The 18,929-nt window shown below is 60.3% G+C and carries 18 protein-coding genes; 11 read left to right on the top strand and 7 right to left on the bottom strand.

Annotation, left to right across the window (positions count from 1 at the left end):
- The 4 genes from AB7M26_RS17170 to gloB form a co-directional block, all read right to left on the bottom strand.
- Positions 1–1,842: an extracellular solute-binding protein gene (locus AB7M26_RS17170; RefSeq protein ID WP_123495108.1), complete on the bottom strand. Its 1,842-nt coding sequence runs from the start codon at positions 1,840–1,842 to the stop codon at positions 1–3.
- Positions 1,839–3,671, bottom strand: coding sequence for an extracellular solute-binding protein (locus tag AB7M26_RS17175; RefSeq protein WP_123495107.1), 1,833 nt, complete (start codon positions 3,669–3,671; stop codon positions 1,839–1,841). The genes AB7M26_RS17170 and AB7M26_RS17175 overlap by 4 nt, the downstream gene beginning before the upstream one ends.
- 282 nt (positions 3,672–3,953) lie before the next feature.
- Entirely contained in the window at positions 3,954–5,408 is a 1,455-nt protein-coding gene (locus tag AB7M26_RS17180; protein WP_123495106.1) for a transglycosylase SLT domain-containing protein, read from the bottom strand.
- Positions 5,409–5,507: 99 nt separating this feature from the next.
- The gene (gene gloB / locus AB7M26_RS17185; protein ID WP_123495105.1) at positions 5,508–6,275 is read right to left on the bottom strand and encodes a hydroxyacylglutathione hydrolase; all 768 of its coding nucleotides are present in this window, start codon (positions 6,273–6,275) and stop codon (positions 5,508–5,510) included.
- Positions 6,276–6,340: 65 nt separating this feature from the next.
- Here gloB and AB7M26_RS17190 point away from each other — a divergent pair, with 65 nt between their 5' ends.
- The 5 genes from AB7M26_RS17190 to AB7M26_RS17210 all read left to right on the top strand — a co-directional run bounded on the left by AB7M26_RS17190 (position 6,341) and on the right by AB7M26_RS17210 (position 11,855).
- A complete protein-coding gene (locus AB7M26_RS17190) occupies positions 6,341–7,099 on the top strand; it encodes a methyltransferase domain-containing protein (RefSeq protein WP_008074391.1) in 759 nt (252 codons plus the stop codon).
- Positions 7,100–7,191: 92 nt separating this feature from the next.
- Positions 7,192–7,644, top strand: a complete 453-nt coding sequence (rnhA, locus tag AB7M26_RS17195) for a ribonuclease HI (RefSeq protein WP_003180633.1) — start codon at positions 7,192–7,194, stop codon at positions 7,642–7,644.
- A 274-nt stretch (positions 7,645–7,918) separates the two neighbouring features.
- On the top strand, positions 7,919–8,677 hold the full coding sequence (gene dnaQ, locus AB7M26_RS17200; RefSeq protein ID WP_123495104.1) for a DNA polymerase III subunit epsilon: 759 nt from the start codon (positions 7,919–7,921) through the stop codon (positions 8,675–8,677).
- Between the two features lie 293 nt (positions 8,678–8,970).
- Positions 8,971–11,226, top strand: a complete 2,256-nt coding sequence (locus tag AB7M26_RS17205; protein ID WP_123495103.1) for an Orn/Lys/Arg family decarboxylase — start codon at positions 8,971–8,973, stop codon at positions 11,224–11,226.
- Between the two features lie 14 nt (positions 11,227–11,240).
- The gene (locus AB7M26_RS17210; protein WP_008074397.1) at positions 11,241–11,855 is read left to right on the top strand and encodes a GNAT family N-acetyltransferase; all 615 of its coding nucleotides are present in this window, start codon (positions 11,241–11,243) and stop codon (positions 11,853–11,855) included.
- On the opposite strand, the gene AB7M26_RS17215 is transcribed toward AB7M26_RS17210, so the two are convergent.
- Together AB7M26_RS17215 and AB7M26_RS17220 are read right to left on the bottom strand one after the other, a co-directional pair.
- On the bottom strand, positions 11,821–12,714 hold the full coding sequence (locus tag AB7M26_RS17215; RefSeq protein WP_123495102.1) for a LysR family transcriptional regulator: 894 nt from the start codon (positions 12,712–12,714) through the stop codon (positions 11,821–11,823). The genes AB7M26_RS17210 and AB7M26_RS17215 overlap by 35 nt on opposite strands.
- 88 nt (positions 12,715–12,802) lie before the next feature.
- Positions 12,803–13,039, bottom strand: a complete 237-nt coding sequence (locus AB7M26_RS17220) for a hypothetical protein (protein ID WP_123495100.1) — start codon at positions 13,037–13,039, stop codon at positions 12,803–12,805.
- A 184-nt stretch (positions 13,040–13,223) separates the two neighbouring features.
- Between AB7M26_RS17220 and AB7M26_RS17225 the strand changes: the two genes are divergently transcribed.
- The gene (locus AB7M26_RS17225; RefSeq protein WP_123359687.1) at positions 13,224–13,784 is read left to right on the top strand and encodes an NADPH-dependent FMN reductase; all 561 of its coding nucleotides are present in this window, start codon (positions 13,224–13,226) and stop codon (positions 13,782–13,784) included.
- A 217-nt stretch (positions 13,785–14,001) separates the two neighbouring features.
- On the opposite strand, the gene AB7M26_RS17230 is transcribed toward AB7M26_RS17225, so the two are convergent.
- The gene (locus AB7M26_RS17230) at positions 14,002–14,952 is read right to left on the bottom strand and encodes a DUF1853 family protein (RefSeq protein ID WP_123495099.1); all 951 of its coding nucleotides are present in this window, start codon (positions 14,950–14,952) and stop codon (positions 14,002–14,004) included.
- Between the two features lie 124 nt (positions 14,953–15,076).
- On the opposite strand from AB7M26_RS17230, the gene AB7M26_RS17235 reads away from it, so the two are divergent.
- From AB7M26_RS17235 to AB7M26_RS17255, 5 genes are read left to right on the top strand one after another with little or no spacing between them, the layout of a single operon-like run.
- Positions 15,077–15,967 carry an NAD(+) kinase gene (locus tag AB7M26_RS17235; RefSeq protein ID WP_007906781.1) on the top strand — a complete coding sequence of 297 codons (891 nt, stop codon included), beginning with the start codon at positions 15,077–15,079 and terminating at the stop codon, positions 15,965–15,967.
- The gene (locus tag AB7M26_RS17240; protein ID WP_185022091.1) at positions 15,964–16,938 is read left to right on the top strand and encodes a metallophosphoesterase; all 975 of its coding nucleotides are present in this window, start codon (positions 15,964–15,966) and stop codon (positions 16,936–16,938) included. The genes AB7M26_RS17235 and AB7M26_RS17240 overlap by 4 nt, the downstream gene beginning before the upstream one ends.
- Entirely contained in the window at positions 16,935–17,807 is an 873-nt protein-coding gene (locus tag AB7M26_RS17245) for a rhomboid family intramembrane serine protease (protein WP_123495097.1), read from the top strand. Before AB7M26_RS17240 ends, AB7M26_RS17245 begins: the two co-directional genes overlap by 4 nt.
- Before the next feature lie 30 nt (positions 17,808–17,837).
- Positions 17,838–18,098 carry a YeaC family protein gene (locus AB7M26_RS17250; RefSeq protein ID WP_008074411.1) on the top strand — a complete coding sequence of 87 codons (261 nt, stop codon included), beginning with the start codon at positions 17,838–17,840 and terminating at the stop codon, positions 18,096–18,098.
- A complete protein-coding gene (locus AB7M26_RS17255; RefSeq protein ID WP_123495096.1) occupies positions 18,095–18,925 on the top strand; it encodes a DUF2797 domain-containing protein in 831 nt (276 codons plus the stop codon). Before AB7M26_RS17250 ends, AB7M26_RS17255 begins: the two co-directional genes overlap by 4 nt.
- The last annotated feature ends 4 nt before the right edge of the window (positions 18,926–18,929 follow it).

The following is an 18,929-nucleotide window of genomic DNA, read 5'->3' on the forward strand; positions in this document are numbered from 1 at the left end:
TTACTCCGTGCCCGCAGGGTCGGCTTGCAGTTTGGTTTCGACTTCTATCGGCAATGTCGCGTTGGGCTTGACCCACCAGGTATTGATGCCGATGTCATATTTGGGCGAAATCTTCGGGTGGCCGATGTGGTTCCAGTACGCCACACGCCAGGTCTTGATGTGCCAGTTGGGGATCACGTAATAGCCCCATTGCAGCACCCGGTCGAGTGCCCTGGCGTGGGCCACCAGGCTTTGCCGCGAATCGGCGTTGATCAGTTGCTCGACCAGTTGGTCCACCACCGGGTCTTTCAGGCCCATGGAGTTGCGGCTGCCGGGTTTGTCGGCCGCGGCGGTCATCCAGAACTCGCGCTGTTCGTTACCTGGCGAGTTGGACTGCGGGAAGCTGCCAACGATCATGTCGAAGTCCCGGGAGCGCACGCGGTTGATGTATTGCGAGACGTCGACCCGACGGATCACCAGATCGATGCCCAGGTCGCTGAGGTTACGCTTGAACGGCAGCAACACCCGCTCGAACTCGGTCTGGGCCAGCAGGAATTCGATGGTCACCGGTTTGCCGGTGGCATCGACCATTTTGTCGTCGACGATTCGCCAGCCGGCCTCTTGCAGCAGTTGATAGGCCTTGCGTTGCTGGGTGCGGATCATGCCGCTGGCGTCGGTCACCGGGTTCTGGAACGCCTCGCTGAACACTTGCTCGGGAATCTTGCCGCGCAATGGGTCCAGGATCGCCAACTGATCGGCGTCGGGGAGGCCGGTGGCGGCCATTTCCGAGTTTTCGAAGTAACTGCGGGTGCGCGCGTAGGCGCCGTTGAACAGTTGCTTGTTGGTCCATTCGAAGTCCAGCAACAGGGTCAGTGCCTGACGCACACGCACATCCTGAAACACCGGGCGGCGCAGGTTGAACACGAAGCCTTGCATGCCGGTGGGGTTGCCGTTGGCGATCTCTTCCTTGATCAGCCGACCTTCGGCTACTGCCGGAATGTTGTAGGCCTTGGCCCAGTTTTTCGCGGCCGATTCCAGCCAGAAGTCGAACTGACCGGCCTTGAGCGCTTCCAGCGCGACGGTATTGTCGCGGTAGTAGTCGGTGGTCAGCACGTCGAAGTTGTAGAAGCCTCGATTGACCGGCAGGTCCTTGCCCCAGTAATCCTTGACCCGCTCATAGCGCACCGACCGCCCAGCCTTGACTTCGCTGACTTTGTACGGGCCGCTGCCCAGCGGCAGTTCCAGGTTGCCCTTGTTGAAATCGCGGGTGGCCCACCAATGCTTGGGCAGCACCGGCAATTGGCCGAGGATCAGCGGCAATTCACGGTTGTTGTTGTGCTTGAACTTGAACAGCACTTTGAGCGGGTCTTCGGCGACCACTTCCTCCACGTCGCTGTAATAGCCGCGGAAGAGCGGGGCGCCGTCCTTGATCAGGGTCTGGAAGCTGAACACCACATCTTCGGCACGTACCGGATGGCCGTCGTGGAAACGTGCTTCGGGACGCAGGTAGAAGCGCACCCAACTGTTGTCCGGGGCTTTTTCGATTTTGCCGGCGATCAAGCCGTATTCGGTAAACGGCTCATCCAGCCCCTGTTTGGCCAGGGTGTCATAGATCATGCTGATGTCGTCGGCCGGCACGCCTTTGTTGATGAACGGGTTGAGGCTGTCGAAGCCACCGAACCCGGCCTGGCGAAAGATCCCGCCCTTGGGCGCGTCGGGGTTCACGTAATCGAAATGTTTGAAATCGGCCGGGTATTTCGGCGGCTCGTTGTACAGGGTCAGGGCATGTTGCGGGGCGGCGCAGGCCAGCCCGGCGAACAACAGACCGCTGGCCTGCAAGAGCAGGGCGCGTACGGGTTTCATCGATCTTTCTCCGAAGATTTCAGCCACCACGCGCTCAGGCCCAGGGTGTAGGGCGGCGTGGTGACGAAGGCGAACCGGTTGCGGTAGGCCAGGCGGTGATAATTGAGGTACCAGTTGGGAATGATGTAGTGCTGCCACAGCAGCACCCGGTCGAGCGCCTTGCCGGCGGCGACTTGTGCATCACGGGTCTGGGCGGCGAGCAGTTGTTCTAGCAAATGGTCGACCACCGGGTTGGCGATACCTGCGTAATTCTTGCTGCCCTTGACCCCGACTTGGCTGGAGTGGAAGTACTGCCATTGTTCCAGGCCCGGGCTGAGGGTCTGGTTGAGGGTCATCAGGATCATGTCGAAATCGAACTGATCGAGGCGCTGTTTGTACTGAGCGCGATCGACCGTGCGCAGCCGTGCGTCGATGCCGATGCTGGCGAGGTTTTCGACGTAGGGCTGAAGGATGCGCTCCAGGTTCGGGTTGACCAGCAGGATCTCGAAGCGCAACGGTTGGCCAATGGTGTTCTGTAGTCGTTGACCGTTGAGCTTCCAGCCGGCCTCGGCGAGCAGCTCCAGGGCCTTGCGCATGGTTTCCCGCGGAATGCCGCGGCCTTCGGTCTGCGGCAGGCTGAACGGCTCGGTGAGTAGCTTGGCGGGCAACTGATCGCGATAGGGCTTGAGCAGCAGCCACTCATGACCGACCGGTAGCCCGGTCGCGGAGAACTCGCTGTTGGGGTAATAACTCATGGCGCGTTTGTAGGCGCCGCTGAACAGCGTGCGGTTGGTCCACTCGAAGTCGAACATCAGCCCCAGCGCTTCGCGGACCTTGGCCTCGGCGAAAGTTGGCCGCCGGCTGTTCATGAACAGGCCCTGGCTCTGGGTCGGGATCTGGTGCGCGATTTGCGCCTTGATCACATCGCCACGGCGCACGGCCGGGAAGTTGTAACCGTTGGCCCAGTTCTTCGCCTGGTGTTCGATGTAGATGTCGAACTCACCGGCCTTGAACGCTTCGAAAGCCACGTCGCTGTCACGGTAGAACTCGACTTCCATGCGATCGACGTTGTACTTGCCGCGATTGACCGGCAGGTCTTTGCCCCAGTAATCCTTGACCCGTTCGAAGACGATCTGCCGCCCGGGCGTTACCGAGGTGATGCGATACGGCCCGCTGCCCAATGGCGGCTCGAAGGTGGTGGCCTTGAAGTCGCGACCTTCCCAGTAATGCTGGGGCAACACCGGCAACTCGCCCAGGCGCAGGATCAGCAGCGGATTACCGGCGCGTTTGAAGACGAAACGGATGCGCCGTGGGTTGAGGATGTCGACCCGTGACACTTCCTGAAGGTTGGTGCGGTATTGCGGGTGACCTTCCTTGAGCAGCAAACGGTAAGAGAACGCCACGTCGTAAGCGGTGATCGGCGTGCCATCGTGGAAACGCGCTTCGGGGCGCAGATTGAACACCACCCAGCTGCGGTCCTCGCTGTATTCCACCGATTGGGCAATCAGGCCATAACTGGAGGTCGGCTCATCGCCGGACGGCGCGTATTGGCCGGTGCCGACCATCAACGGTTCATTGAGTTCGTTGATGCCGTATTGCAGGAAGTTGGCGGTGGAAACCGGGCTCGAACCCTTGAAGGTGTATGGGTTGAGCGTATCGAAGGTGCCAAACGCCATCACCCGCAACGTACCGCCCTTGGGCGCTTGCGGGTTGACCCAGTCGAAGTGGGTAAATCTGGCCGGGTACTTGAGCGTGCCGAACTGCGCATAACCATGGCTTTCGCTGATCGTCGCGCTTGCGGGGGAGCTCAAGGCCAGGCTGATCAGGAGCAGGAGGAGGGGACGCTTCAAGTCAGAGATCCGATCCAGGCGGCTTGGGCTTTGTGGGCCGTACAGTAACAGCTTGTATCGACAGGAAAAAGACGGGGGGTTAATGCGTTGTTAATTGTGAGGTGATGGTCCGGTGGATTGCAGAACCTGTGGCGAGGGAGCTTGCTCCCGCTCGGCTGCGAAGCAGTCGTAAACCTGACTGCGCGGTGTCAGAAATCATCGGGTTTCAGGTTTTGGGGTTGCTTCGCTACCCAGCGGGAGCAAGCTCCCTCGCCACAAAAAAGCCCCATTGCCCGAAGCCGCTTAATGCGGCGAAGCAACCGTCAGCATCTGCCCCGGTTTCAGCGCCTGGCCAACCCGAGGGTTCCAGCGCTTGAGGTGCTGCATTTCAACATTGAAGCGTTTGGCGACCATGTACAGCGAGTCGCCTTGCTTGACCTTGTATTGGGTCTGTTGCGTTTTGTTTGTAACCTTGCCGCTCGCCTTGCTGTTCGCCGCGACCACAGTGTTGACGCGCCCGGATTTGCGCTTGGCGGTGTCCTGCATCACCAGGGTCTGGCCGACCTTGAGGTCTTTGCCGTTCAGCTTGTTCCAGCGTTGCAGGTCTTTGACCTCGACCTTGTTGGCCTTGGCGATGGTGCCCAGATTGTCGCCGCGTTTGACCCGATAGGCGCGCTTGAGGCTGGCGATTTCGCTGTCGTCTGCCCCTTCGAACACCGGCTTGAGGGATCGCTGGCTGATCAGCTCGTCAGGACGCATGGTCGACAGGCTGGCGGTCAGCAGTTGCGCCTTGGACGTTGGCACCAGCAGATGCTGGGGGCCGTCGATGGTGGTGCGCTGCTTGAAGGCCGGGTTGAGCTGGAACAGTTCGTCTTCGTCGATATTGGCGACGGCGGCAACCTTGGACAGGTCCATGCGCTGGTTGATTTCGACGACCTGGAAGTACGGTTCATTGGCGATCGGGTTGAGGTTCACGCCATAGGCGTCGGGCGCCAGGACCACTTGCGACAGGGCCAGCAGCTTCGGCACATAGGCCTGGGTTTCCGCTGGTAGCGGCAGGTTCCAGTAGTCGGTCGGCAGGCCGAGTCGTTCGTTGCGCTCGATGGCCCGGCTGACCGTGCCTTCGCCGGCGTTGTACGCCGCCAGGGCCAGCAGCCAGTCGCCGTTGAACATGTCGTGCAGGCGGGTCAGGTAATCCATGGCCGCAGTGGTCGAGGCGGTGATATCGCGACGGCCATCATAGAAACGGGTTTGACGCAGGTTGAAGTAACGCCCGGTGGAAGGGATGAATTGCCACAAGCCAACCGCATCGGCCCGGGAATAGGCCATCGGGTTGTAGGCGCTTTCAATCACCGGCAATAGCGCCAGTTCCAGCGGCATGTTGCGTTCTTCAAGGCGTTCGACGATGTAGTGAATGTAGAGGCTGCCGCGTTCGCCGGCGTTTTCGAGGAAGGACGGATTACTGGCGAACCACAGGCGCTGTTGCTCGATGCGCGGGTTGACGCCCAGGTTGTCCTGCAACTGGAAGCCCTGGCGCATGCGCTCCCAGACGTCCTGTGGAATTTGCGGTGTTGGTTTTTCGCTGAGCCAGACAGGTTTTTGCTTGGCTCGAGCGGCGATGTTCGGAGTGTGTGTCGCTTCGGTCTGCGGCACATGGCTGGAACAGCCCGCCAAAGTGGCGGACACAGCCACCGCGATGGCTTGAGCCAAGCGGGTCAATGCGTCTGAATTGATGGCTTTACGAATAGGTGACGACATTGGCTGGAAGTAAGTTCCGGGCAAAAATGTCGGGCGATTCTAGAAAGCGCACCCCCTGCGGTCAACCATTCAGAATTTTTGTACCAACGTGATGGCTACTTAGAACTTATCTTTCCAAGCGCGTAGAGCAGCAAAAACCGCACTCGGAGCCCGGTTTTGGGTTCCATTCCGTTCGTCCACTTTTTCTTTAACGGATGTTTCGTCGACACGCAAAAACGGGTTGGTACGCTTTTCAAGCGCCAGAGTAGAGGGCAGCGTCATGATTCCGGCTTCACGTTGTGCGGTGACTTTTTCCAGACGTGCGGCGGTGTCCGGATTGCCCGGTTCGACCGCTGCGGCAAACTTCAGGTTGCTCAGGGTGTATTCGTGAGTGCAGTAGATCAGCGTGTCTTCGGGCAGCGCCGCGAGGCGGCTCAGCGAGTGATGCATTTGCTCCGGCGTGCCTTCGAACAGGCGCCCGCAACCGGCGGCGAACAGGGTGTCACCGCAAAACAAATGGCCCTGGTGATAAAAGGCAATGTGTCCGAGGGTATGACCTGGTACTTCGATGATTTCGAAGTCCCAGCCCAGCACGCTGATGCGGTCATTGTCCTTGAGTGCCACGTCCCGCGCCGGGATGCTTTCGCTGGCCGGGCCGTAGACTGTCGCGTCTGTCGCTTTTTTCAGCCGCTCGACGCCGCCGACATGGTCATGATGGTGATGAGTGATCAAAATATCGCTTAACACCCAACCTGTGTGCGCCGCGAGCCAGGCTTGTACTGGCGCGGCATCGCCCGGATCGACCACGGCGCAGCGCTGGGTGCTGTGGTCTTGTAACAACCAGATGTAGTTGTCGGTGAAGGCGGGCAGGGCACTGATCTGTATCATCGTCGGATTCGCCAAGCGGAAAACATTGGCGCATCTTAGAACTTCCTGGCGCGTTGGAGAATGCAATGACCGATAAAGCGTTCGCTCAGGCCGATCCTGAGTGGCTGACATTGATCAGCGCGGCCCGTGAATGGCTGTCCGGCCCCATCGGGCAATTTCTGCTGGACGAAGAACGACGCATGCTCGAAGACGAGTTGGGGCGCTTCTTCGGCGGCTACCTGGTGCATTACGGCCCTTCGGCGCAGACGCCGCCGTCGGCGCCGCAGGTCCAGCGCAATGTGCGGCTCGGTGCGCCGTTGCCGGGTGTGGAGATCGTTTGCGAAGAGCAGGCCTGGCCTTTGAGCGAGCACGCCGCCGATGTGGTGGTGTTGCAGCACGGGCTGGATTTCTGCCTGTCGCCCCACGGTTTGCTGCGCGAAGCGGCGAGCAGCGTTCGGCCCGGCGGGCATCTGCTGATTGTCGGGATCAATCCCTGGAGCAGTTGGGGCCTGCGTCATGTGTTTGCCCATGACGCCTTGCGCAAGGCCCGTTGCATTTCGCCGTCGCGAGTCGCCGACTGGCTGAACCTGCTGGGCTTCGCGCTGGAGAAACGCCGCTTCGGGTGCTATCGTCCGCCGCTTGCGTCGCCTGCCTGGCAAGCCCGTCTGGCCGGTTGGGAGCGCAAGGCCGGTGACTGGCAGTTGTCGGGTGGTGGCTTCTATTTATTGGTCGCGCGCAAGATTGTGGTGGGCCTGCGGCCGGTGCGTCAGGAGCGGCGCGAACCGATGGGCAAACTGATTCCCTTGCCGATGGCCAAGGTCAACCGTCGTCACCTCGAACCGTAATACACATTTTATTTTCCCGGCCGGGTTCGCCCCGGCCTCGGGCATCGTCGGTCACCGATCGGCGAGCCACCGCATTTTCTGGATAGATTGGCATGAGCGATAGCGTAGAACTCTTCACCGATGGCGCCTGTAAGGGCAACCCTGGCCCGGGCGGCTGGGGTGCATTGCTGGTGTGCAAGGGCGTTGAAAAAGAACTCTGGGGCGGCGAAGCCAACACCACCAACAACCGCATGGAGTTGATGGGCGCGATCCGTGGCCTGGAAGAGCTCAAGCGCTCCTGCGACGTACTGCTGGTGACCGACTCCCAGTACGTGATGAAAGGCATCAACGAGTGGATGGCCAACTGGAAGAAACGCGGCTGGAAAACCGCGGCCAAGGAGCCGGTGAAAAACGCCGATCTGTGGAAGCTGCTCGACGAGCAGGTCAACCGCCACAACGTCACCTGGAAATGGGTGCGCGGGCACATCGGCCATCATGGCAACGAACGGGCCGACCAACTGGCTAACCGTGGCGTGGATGAAGTGCGTGGGTACAAGCAGGCTTGATTCCGGTTCTACCGATGCACCGCGTCATCGTTCTTCGCGAGCAAGCCCGCTTGTGTCTTGGGTAGGAATTAGACTGAGGGTGAGAGCGGGCTTGCTCGCGAAGGCCACTCCTCGGTCCTGCCAGGGCGCATCGCAGGCAAACCCACTCCTCAAGAAGTCACAGCATCAAAATCGCGGCGGTCAGTTGCTGGTCTGAATACCGGTCGTTGACGATCCTGCGAGCGTGTTAACATCGCCGCTTTTGCACGATTGACCCGTTGAGAGCTGAGCACTGATGGCCACCAGATCCGTTGTACTCGATACCGAAACCACCGGCATGCCGGTGACCGACGGCCACCGGATTATCGAAATCGGTTGTGTCGAGTTGATCGGTCGGCGCCTGACCGGCCGGCATTTCCATGTTTACCTGCAACCGGATCGCGAGAGTGACGAAGGCGCCATCGGCGTCCACGGCATCACGAACGAATTCCTGGTGGGCAAACCGCGTTTCAATGAAGTGGCCGATGAGTTCTTCGAGTTCATCAAGGGTGCGCAGCTGATCATCCATAACGCGGCGTTCGACGTTGGCTTCATCAACAACGAATTCGCCCTGATGGGCCATCACGACCGCGCGGATATCACGCAACACTGCTCGATCCTCGACACCCTGATGATGGCCCGGGAACGTCACCCGGGGCAGCGCAACAGCCTCGACGCCTTGTGCAAACGCTATGGCGTCGACAACTCCGGCCGTGAGCTGCACGGCGCCTTGCTCGACTCCGAGATTCTCGCCGACGTCTACCTGACCATGACCGGCGGCCAGACCAGCCTGTCGCTGGCCGGTAACGCGTCCGATGGCAATGGTTCAGGTGAGGGCGCGGATAACTCCGCCACCGAAATCCGTCGTCTGCCGGCCGATCGTCAGCCGATCCGGATCATCCGGGCGAGTGAAGAAGATTTGGCCCAGCACATTGCGCGTCTGGAAGCCATCGCCAAATCCGCTGGCGCTCCGTCGTTGTGGCAGCAATTGGCTGAGGCCAAGGCTCAGGCCTGAGCCCCTTCGAGCGGAAGGGCTTTTGTGGCGAGGGAGCTTGCTCCCGCTCGGCTGCGCAGCAGTCGCAAATCCTGCCAATACGGTGATCTGAGCGAGTGCAGGGGGCCGCTTCGCAGCCCAACGGGAGCAAGCTCCCTCGCCACAGGTAAACTTTCTGAACAATGGGTTTGCTGGCCACTTGCTGGTGCGCCCGCCGACCCACTTCAGGGCATCCCCCTCGCCACATGCGCTCCAACCCTCTACCCTGAGGTTATTGGCAGGCCACGGTCTGCCGCCTCAGGACACCGAGCCCCATGTATAAAGATTTGAAATTCCCGGTCCTGATCGTCCACCGCGACATCAAGGCCGACACCGTTGCCGGTGATCGTGTGCGTGGCATCGCCCGGGAGCTTGAGCAGGAAGGCTTCAGCATCGTCTCGGCGGTCGATTACAACGAAGGACGTCTAGTCGCCTCGACTCATCACGGCCTCTCTTGCATGTTGATTGCCGCCGAAGACGCCAGCACCAATGCTCATCTTCTGCATAACATGGCCGAGCTGATCCGCCTGGCACGGGTTCGGGCGCCGGACCTGCCGATCTTTGCGTTGGGCGAGCAGGTGACCCTGGAAAACGCCCCGGCCGATGCCATGGCGGAACTCAATCAACTGCGCGGCATTCTTTATTTGTTCGAAGACACCGTGCCCTTCCTCGCCCGTCAGGTCGCCCGCGCGGCGCGCAAATATCTCGACGGTCTGTTGCCGCCATTTTTCAAGGCGCTGGTACAGCACACCGCCGATTCCAATTATTCCTGGCATACCCCCGGCCATGGCGGCGGCGTGGCGTATCACAAGAGCCCGGTGGGGCAGGCGTTTCACCAGTTCTTCGGGGAAAACACCCTGCGTTCGGATTTGTCGGTGTCGGTACCGGAACTCGGTTCGCTGCTCGATCACACCGGCCCGCTGGCCGAAGCGGAAGCGAGAGCCGCGCGTAATTTCGGCGCCGATCACACCTTTTTCGTGATCAATGGCACCTCGACCGCCAACAAGATCGTCTGGCATTCCATGGTGGCCCGCGATGACTTGGTGCTGGTGGATCGCAACTGCCACAAGTCGGTGCTGCATTCGATCATCATGACCGGCGCGATTCCGCTGTACCTGTGTCCGGAACGCAATGAGCTGGGAATTATCGGTCCGATTCCGTTGAGCGAATTCAGTCGTGAATCGATCCAGGCCAAGATCGAAGCCAGCCCGCTGACCAAGGGCCGCGAACCCAAGGTCAAGTTGGCGGTGGTGACCAATTCGACTTACGACGGCCTCTGTTACAACGCCGAATTGATCAAGCAGAGCCTGGGCAACAGCGTCGAGGTCTTGCATTTCGACGAGGCCTGGTACGCCTACGCAGCATTTCATGAGTTCTTCGCCGGCCGTTACGGCATGGGCACCTCTCGCAGTGAAGACAGCCCGCTGGTGTTCACTACGCACTCCACGCACAAATTGCTGGCGGCGTTCAGTCAGGCGTCGATGATTCACGTTCAGGACGGCGGTGCGCGACAGCTCGATCGCGACCGTTTCAACGAAGCGTTCATGATGCACATCTCGACCTCGCCGCAGTACAGCATCATTGCTTCGCTGGACGTGGCCTCGGCGATGATGGAAGGGCCGGCCGGCCGTTCGCTGTTGCAGGAAATGTTCGACGAGGCCCTGAGCTTTCGCCGGGCCCTGGCCAATCTGCGTCAGCACATCGCCGCCGATGACTGGTGGTTTTCCATCTGGCAACCACCCTCGGCCGAAGGTATCGAACAGGTAGTCACCGAAGACTGGTTGCTGCAACCCGACGCTGATTGGCACGGCTTTGGTGGCGTGACCGACGACTACGTGCTGCTCGATCCGATCAAGGTCACGCTGGTGATGCCGGGTTTGACGGCGGGCGGTGCCCTGAGCGCGCGGGGTATTCCGGCGGCGGTGGTCAGCAAATTCCTCTGGGAACGCGGACTGGTCGTGGAAAAGACCGGGCTGTATTCGTTCCTGGTGCTGTTCTCCATGGGCATCACCAAGGGCAAATGGAGCACGCTGCTGACCGAGTTGCTGGAGTTCAAGCGCAGTTACGACGCCAATGTCAGCCTGGCCACCTGCCTGCCGTGTGTGGCGCAACACAATATTGCCCGTTATCAAGGCATGGGTTTGCGCGATCTGTGTGATCAATTGCACGCCTGTTATCGCAGCAATGCCACGGCCAAACACCTCAAACGCATGTACACCGTACTGCCGGAAGTCGCGATGAAGCCGGCGGACGCCTATGATCAATTAGTACGCGGGGAGGTTGAGGCTGTTTCGATCGATGCTCTGGATGGGCGGATCGCGGCGGTAATGCTGGTGCCATACCCGCCGGGGATCCCGTTGATCATGCCCGGCGAGCGGTTCACCGAGTCGACCCGTTCGATCATCGATTACCTGAAGTTTGCCCGTACGTTCGACAGCAGCTTCCCCGGATTTGTCGCCGATGTGCATGGCTTGCAACACGAAGACGAGGGCAATGGACGGCATTACACCGTCGATTGCATCAAGGAATGAGGACCTTTCCGAGTATGCAACCAGTCATGAATCCCAAATACCCAGGCCTCTCGGTGCGTGTCGCCGATGAGGGGTTTGCGGCCTATATCTGGGGCAGTGATTTCAGTTTTGAAGTCGCCGCCTATGGTGCCGCGCAAATCGGTAAGCCGGTGGCGCAGTGGCCGGTGACGCCAATCACCCCGTATCGCAAGTGTTACGGCATCGATCCCGAGGAATTCAGCAGTTTTCGCGATGCCGCAGACAGCGCGATTTTCATGGCCTATCTGGATGACGAGCCGGTGGGGCATTTAGTGGTCAGCACCAACTGGAACGGCTTCGCCCATATCGATGAATTGGCGGTGCATGCGCCGGCGCGCCGTCATGGCGTGGCCAAGGCGTTGCTCGACGTGGCGCAGTTCTGGAGTCGCAAGAAAAAACTGCCGGGCATCATGCTGGAAACCCAGAACAACAACCTGGGCGCCTGTCGGCTTTATGAGCGCTGTGGCTATGTGGTCGGCGGAATCGATCACCTGCGCTACCGCGGAATCGATCCGAATACCGCTGAAATGGCGTTGTTCTGGTATCGATTATTCGATAATCCGCTGGAAAACCCGCTCAGCTCGCCAGCATCGCCACGGCTTGTTCCGTGATGATGTCCAGCAGCGCTTGAACGGCCGCAGAGGGCTCGGCGCTCTTCAGGCTCAAGGCATACACGCTGATTGGCACGGCAGGCGCCAGCGGGCAGGCATCGAGCCCGGCCGATTTGGCGCCGAGGGCGGTAAATGGGTCGACGATCGCCAGACCTTCACCGGCCTCGACCATGCTGCGCATCATCTGATGAGTCTGTACCCGTGTCTGAATGACCGGGGCAGGGCGCAGCGCATGCAGCTTGTTGTCCAGTGCCGGGCTTAACGGATCGTGACCTTCCAGGCCAACCATCGACTGGCCAGCCAGGTCCTGCAGCGAGATGTACTTTTGTTTCGGTTGCAGCCAGCCATGGGGTGCCAGCAGCTGGAGCTTGCCTTGAGCGATGACCTGGCAATGGATATCGGCGTGGTCCGGGTCATGCAGGCTCAGGCCCAGATCGCTTTCACGCAGCAGCAGGCTTCTGACAATCGCGCCGGTCGGCTGGCTCAGGAGGGTGCAAGGTGCGTCGGGGAGGCGTCGGCGCAGGGCCGCGATGCTGTGTGGCAACAGGTGTTGTGCCAACGGCGGGGTGCAAATGATGCGCAGGGGCGGGGCCAAATATTGCTTGAGGCTGCTGGCCAGTCGCTGGACCGGCTCGAGGGCTTCGTAGACGTGGGCGATCTCGACTTGCAGCTCCCGTGCTTCGCGCGTGGCTTGCAGACGACCACGCACGCTGGCAAACAGCATGAAACCCAACTGATCCTCGGCATCACGCAGGGTGCGTTCAACCTCGGCCACTGGCAGCTGCAGCCATTCGGCGGCGGTGCCCAGGTGACCGGTCTGCAGGAGCGCCTGGATCACTTCGATATGACGTAAACGCATGCGTGAAGTCCATGTTCAGCAGGTGAGGGAGTCAGTCACTGAATCCTAACTCAAGTGCGCGCATATGACTTCTGCTCATAACAGCGAGTTATGAGGCCACGTTCGTTTCAGGTTCGCGAGTGAGGGTGACGCCCGATTGCACCAGCACAAATTCGTTGTCGTCGAGTTTGTTGAGCCGGTCGCCAATGGCCAGCTTATAGGTGCTGACAGGCACCGAGCCGGCGAGGCCGTCGTGCGACGGGGTGGATTCCTGGAACTCATGCACGGAATAAACGCGGCCTTCCGCGTCTCTTGCATGGAACTGACCGACGAGTACTGCTGCCATCTGCTTAGAACCTCTGGAGATAAATCACTCAATTTGCGGTTCTGTAGACCGTGGTTGGGCGAGGTAAGTTTTCCTACAGGAAAAAAATAGTCAGGGGCGCTGTTTTTCCGTCGCCCGCTGGTTGAATCGTCATTTGATCATCTATAACTAGAAGCTCTTCCCATCGGACAGTCGAGAATCTTCCATGAGCAACGTCTACGAGATCGCCGTTCTGGTCGGCAGCCTGAGAAAAGCATCGATCAACCGCAAGGTCGCGCTGGCGCTGGCCGAGCTGGCGCCTGCCAATCTCAAGCTGAACATCGTCGAAATCGGCGATTTGCCGCTCTACAACGAAGACATCGATGGCGAATCACCGCCGGCAGCCTACAGCACTTTCCGTCAACAAGTGAGTTCATCCGACGCGGTGCTGTTCGTGACCCCGGAATATAACCGTTCGGTACCGGCGCCATTGAAGAATGCGATCGACGTGGGGTCGCGCCCTTATGGCAAGAGCGCCTGGAACGGCAAGCCGGGTGCGGTGATCAGCGCTTCACCGGGCGCCGTCGGCGGATTTGGCGCCAACCACAACGTGCGCCAGTCCATGGTGTTTCTCAATGTGCCGTGCATGCAGCAACCGGAGGCCTACCTGGGTGGCGCTGGTTCAGCATTCGACGAGGCGGGCAAGTTGTCAGAGTCGGTCAGGCCGTTTCTGCAAAAATTCATCGATGCGTATGCGCTGTGGGTTGAGCAGCATAAAAAGCAATGACCCGTTTACGTGGAGCTGATTGATTTTTCTGGCCTGCCACAACCCTTGTGGGAGTGGCGGTGCGACGATTCGACTTGCTCGCGAAGACGGCGGCACAGTCAACATTGATGTCGCCTGACATACCGCTATCGCGGGCAAGCCCGCTCCCACAGGATCACACTAAACCCTGTGGAAGCGGGCTTGCCCGCGATAGGGCCAGTCCATTCACCACAAAAACTCAACCATTCCCCGGCACATTCGGCCAAAGATCGGACACCAGAAACAGCCGCTCGGCTTCTTCCCAATCTCCTTCGCCATTCTCTGTCAGCCGTACCATCAATTGTGCCGGTGCCAGCGGGTCCAGATCGCTCAGCCACGCATTCAGTTGTTCAACGTTCCAGGTCTGCTCTTCGGGATAGTGCGCCGGCGCCAGCCAGGCATGGCGGGGCAGGGGTTGCCAGCGGCCGAACGGGCGTTGCACGACAAAGTCCGCCCAGTCCTTCTGATGCAGCCAGCTACCGCGCAAATGTTGAGGGTGCGCGCCGCTCGGTGACTCGGACTGTCCCGGCCAGGGATAGAGCAGATAACCGCCCAGCCACAAATGCGCGCTGAACTGCTGGATATCCAGCGACGCCAGCACTGCACGGCTCTCCGCCCGCGCGGAAATCGGTAATTGATGCTGGCTCAGGTGCTTCAGTTTACGGTCGAGCCGATCATGACAACCCGGTCCGAGCCACTGCGCGGTGTCATGGCCGTCACCATTCTGTGGCCCCAGATAGAGCTTGATCGCCAGTTCCAGGTGATGCACGCCATCGCGATCACGCAGCAGCATGTCCAGCTCACCCAGGGTGTGGCCTTCACGGCGGATCGGCATATTGGCGGCGATCAGTTCGATGCCCGGCGCGTGCCGCACGGCGTATTGCCACAGCCGCTCGTAGTACAGACCCAGGCGCCGGGTCCTGGCCTGGGCCAGCCAGTGCAGCAAGTCGTAGCTGTCGCGATCCAGTTGCCGGAGCCAGTGTTCCAGGCGCTCCGGTGCCTGCACCCAGTCGCTGCCCGCCAGCGGATGACGCTGCGGCCACGGGGTGACGCTGAGCATCGGCGGCGCGAGGATGACCCAAGCCAGGTCGCGCACTTCGGGGTGGCGCAACCGGTGAGGTAACTGGAGCAAATCTGGAAATAGGATCATCTTGCGAGCATAGCCCGAAACGCGAGCGCACCGTCGTGGCTGAAAGGGTTTTGTCTACGCCGCGCTTTCGCCCATAATCGTGTTTTTCGCCGTCGCAGGCCCTCCGCATCCTAATAGGAGCCCCATGGAGCAATTTCGTAATATCGGCATCATCGGTCGCCTGGGCAGTTCTCAGGTGCTGGATACCGTCCGCCGACTGAAACGGTTTCTGCTCGATCGTCACCTGCACGTGATCCTCGAAGACACCATCGCCGAAGTCCTGCCGGGTCATGGCCTGCAAACCTCGTCGCGCAAGATGCTCGGTGAAGTCTGTGACATGGTGATTGTGGTCGGTGGCGACGGCAGCCTGCTGGGTGCCGCCCGGGCGCTGGCCCGACACAATATTCCGGTGCTCGGCATCAACCGGGGCAGCCTGGGGTTCCTGACCGATATTCGCCCCGATGAGCTGGAAGTCAAAGTCGCCGAAGTGCTCGACGGCCACTATCTGGTAGAAAACCGCTTCCTGCTGCAAGCCGAAGTCCGTCGCCACGCCGAGGCCATCGGCCAAGGCGATGCGCTGAACGACGTGGTGCTGCACCCCGGCAAATCGACGCGGATGATCGAGTTCGAGTTGTACATCGACGGCCAGTTCGTCTGCAGCCAGAAGGCTGACGGCCTGATCGTCGCCACACCGACCGGATCAACCGCCTACGCGCTGTCGGCGGGCGGCCCGATCATGCATCCCAAGCTCGACGCTATTGTGATTGTGCCGATGTACCCCCATACCTTGTCAGGTAGACCGATCGTGGTCGATGGCAACAGTGAGCTGAAAATCGTCGTGTCCAAAGATATGCAGATTTACCCGCAAGTTTCCTGTGACGGGCAGAATCACTTCACCTGCGCGCCCGGTGACACCATTACCATCAGCAAGAAAGCGCAGAAGCTGCGGCTGATTCACCCGCTCGACCACAACTACTATGAAGTCTGCCGGACCAAGCTCGGCTGGGGCAGCAAGTTGGGTGGTGGAGGCGACTGATGCTCGATCCCGCGCGTAGCTACGACCTGATCGGTGACGTGCACGGTTGCGCTCTGACCCTTGAGCACTTGCTCGACCGGCTCGGTTACCACAAACAGGCTGGCGTCTGGCGGCATCCGTCGCGCATGGCGGTGTTCCTCGGCGACATCATCGACCGCGGCCCGCGGATTCGCGAGGCGCTGCACATCGTCCACGACATGGTCGAAGCCGGGCAGGCGCTGTGCATCATGGGCAACCATGAATTCAACGCCCTCGGCTGGAGCACGCCGGCGCTGCCGGGCAGCGGCCAGCAGTTCGTGCGCGAACATACGCCGCGCCACGGTCGCCTGCTCAAGGAAACCCTGACTCAGTTTGAGGATCATCCCGAAGATTGGCATGACTTTCTGCAATGGTTCTATGAATTGCCTCTGTTCGTCGATGCCGGGCGCTTTCGGGTAGTGCATGCCTGCTGGGACGCCGGCCTGATCGAGCCGTTGCGCGGCTTGTTCCCCGACGGCTGCATCGATGAGCATTTCCTCCAGGCCTCCGCGGTGCCGGGCAGTTTTGCCTGCACCGTGTTCGATCGCCTGTTGCGCGGCACCGACATGCGCTTGCCCCACGGGTTGACCATGACCAGCGGCGACGGCCTGACGCGCTCGTTTTTCCGCACCAAATTCTGGGAAGACGACCCGCAAACCTACGGAGATATCGTGTTCCAGCCCGACGCCTTGCCTGAGCCAGTGGCCCGCACGCCGCTGTCGTCCAGCGAAAAAGACAACTTGCTGCGTTACGGCGTCGATGAGCCGTTGTTGTTCGTCGGCCACTACTGGCGCAGCGGCAAACCGGCGCCGATCCGCCCGAACCTGGCGTGCCTGGATTACAGCGCGGTGCTCTACGGCAAACTGGTCGCTTATCGTCTGGATCAGGAAACCCGTCTCGACCCGCATAAATTTGTCTGGGTCGATGTCGAGCGGCCGGAGGTGCTGCAATGACGGCGGTGGCGGTATTGCGTCTGCCTCTGGCGGTGGATTTGAGCGGGTTCGTCAAACTGCTGCAGCGCATGCAAGTGCCCCATCGGGTCAGCGAAGAAGCGGGCGAGCAAGTGCTGTGGGTCCCGGCCAACATCAGCGAAGACGTGCGCTCACTGTACGAACGCTTTCCGGCGGGTGACCCCGATCAGCAACTGGATATCCCGATCGCGCAGACGCAGCCGCGTCCGGGCTTCGTCGAGCAGTTGCGCTACAGCAAGGCTACGGCGTTGGTGCTGTTGCTGAGCCTGATCGTCGCCATGGTGACGCTGCTGGGCGATAACCTCGAGACGATACGCTGGCTGACCTTCCTCGATTTCCGTGTGGTCGGCGAGTACATCCATTTCACGCCATTGGCCGACAGCCTGGCGGCGGGGCAGTGGTGGCGTCTGGTGACGCCGATGCTGATCCACTTCGGCATCCTGCACCTGGCCATGAACGGCATGTGGTACTGGGAACTGGGGCGGCGCATCGAGTCGCGGCAGGGCAGCATCAACCTGATCGGCCTGACGCTGCTGTTCAGCCTGGTGTCCAACTATACCCAATACCTTTTCAGCGGCCCGAGCCTGTTCGGCGGGTTGTCCGGTGTGCTGTACGGCCTGCTTGGGCATTGCTGGATCTTCCAGGTTCTGTCGCCGAACCCGGCGTATCGCCTGCCCCGAGGGGTGTTGGTGATGATGCTGGTGTGGTTGCTGCTGTGTCTGTCCGGGCTGGTCTCGATGATCGGCTTCGGCCAGATTGCCAACGCGGCCCACGTCAGCGGGTTACTCATCGGATGCTTCACCGGTTTGTTGGGCGGTTTGTACAACCGCCGTAAACTGACTTCCAAATAAGCTATGTGATTAAAGAGCGCGGAGCCCTTGATGTCCTCTTTTAACGAAATGATCAAAAACATCACCCCGGATATCTACCAGAGCCTGAAACTGGCGGTGGAAATCGGCAAATGGTCCGACGGTGGCAAACTCACCGCCGAGCAGCGCGAACTGTCCCTGCAAGCGATGATCGCCTGGGAAATCCAGAACCTGCCCGAGGAAGAACGCACTGGCTACATGGGCCCGCAGGAATGCGAGTCGAAGTCGATTGAAGTGCCAAACATTCTGTTCAAATCGGATGCCGTCCATTGATCGAGATTGGCCGCGGTGCAATCAGCAAAATGTCGGCGCGCCTTGACGGGCCGAACGTTCAGTACGCTTTTCGTCTGGGCGACGCCGAGGTACCGGTCAATCCGTTGATCGGCACCACGGTGCGCCTGGAGTTCCTGGGGGCGATCCACTGCACCCATTGCGGACGCAAGACCAAAACCAGTTTCAGCCAGGGTTACTGCTACCCGTGCATGACCAAACTGGCCCAATGCGACCTCTGCATCATGAGCCCGGAGCGTTGCCACTACGACGCCGGCACCTGCCGTGAGCCTGCGTGGGGCGAAAAATTCTGCATGACCGATCATGTGGTGTATCTGGCCAATTCTTCAGGGATCAAGGTCGGCATCACTCGCGCCACGCAACTGCCCACTCGGTGGCTCGATCAGGGCGCCAGCCAGGCCTTGCCGATCATGCGCGTCGCGACCCGTCAGCAGTCAGGCTTCGTCGAAGACCTGTTCCGCAGCCAGGTAGCCGACAAGACCAACTGGCGTGCTTTACTCAAGGGCGATGCGGTATCGGTGGATCTGGCGCAGGTTCGCGATCAGCTGTTTGAAAGTTGTGCGCCAGGTTTGCAAGGTTTGCAGGAACGATTTGGCCTACAAGCAATCCAGACCATTACCGATGTCGAACCGCTCGAGATCCGCTATCCGGTCGAGCAATACCCGGCCAAGATTGTCAGCTTCAACCTGGACAAGAACCCGATTGCCGAAGGCACGCTGCTGGGGATCAAGGGCCAGTACCTGATTTTCGACACCGGCGTGATCAATATTCGTAAATACACGGCCTACCAGCTCGCCGTGCATCAGTAAGGAT

The organism is Pseudomonas sp. F-14 TE3482 (assembly GCF_053629455.1).

Coding starts and splice junctions, on each gene's coding strand:
- AB7M26_RS17205 (WP_123495103.1), top strand. CDS start 8,971: ATGTATAAAGATTTGAAATTCCCGGTCCTGATCGTCCACCGCGACATC.
- AB7M26_RS17250 (WP_008074411.1), top strand. CDS start 17,838: ATGTCCTCTTTTAACGAAATGATCAAAAACATCACCCCGGATATCTAC.
- AB7M26_RS17180 (WP_123495106.1), bottom strand. CDS start 5,408: ATGTCGTCACCTATTCGTAAAGCCATCAATTCAGACGCATTGACCCGC.
- AB7M26_RS17235 (WP_007906781.1), top strand. CDS start 15,077: ATGGAGCAATTTCGTAATATCGGCATCATCGGTCGCCTGGGCAGTTCT.
- AB7M26_RS17245 (WP_123495097.1), top strand. CDS start 16,935: ATGACGGCGGTGGCGGTATTGCGTCTGCCTCTGGCGGTGGATTTGAGC.
- gloB (WP_123495105.1), bottom strand. CDS start 6,275: ATGATACAGATCAGTGCCCTGCCCGCCTTCACCGACAACTACATCTGG.
- rnhA (WP_003180633.1), top strand. CDS start 7,192: ATGAGCGATAGCGTAGAACTCTTCACCGATGGCGCCTGTAAGGGCAAC.
- AB7M26_RS17230 (WP_123495099.1), bottom strand. CDS start 14,952: ATGATCCTATTTCCAGATTTGCTCCAGTTACCTCACCGGTTGCGCCAC.
- AB7M26_RS17215 (WP_123495102.1), bottom strand. CDS start 12,714: ATGCGTTTACGTCATATCGAAGTGATCCAGGCGCTCCTGCAGACCGGT.
- dnaQ (WP_123495104.1), top strand. CDS start 7,919: ATGGCCACCAGATCCGTTGTACTCGATACCGAAACCACCGGCATGCCG.
- AB7M26_RS17190 (WP_008074391.1), top strand. CDS start 6,341: ATGACCGATAAAGCGTTCGCTCAGGCCGATCCTGAGTGGCTGACATTG.
- AB7M26_RS17220 (WP_123495100.1), bottom strand. CDS start 13,039: ATGGCAGCAGTACTCGTCGGTCAGTTCCATGCAAGAGACGCGGAAGGC.
- AB7M26_RS17210 (WP_008074397.1), top strand. CDS start 11,241: ATGCAACCAGTCATGAATCCCAAATACCCAGGCCTCTCGGTGCGTGTC.
- AB7M26_RS17225 (WP_123359687.1), top strand. CDS start 13,224: ATGAGCAACGTCTACGAGATCGCCGTTCTGGTCGGCAGCCTGAGAAAA.
- AB7M26_RS17170 (WP_123495108.1), bottom strand. CDS start 1,842: ATGAAACCCGTACGCGCCCTGCTCTTGCAGGCCAGCGGTCTGTTGTTC.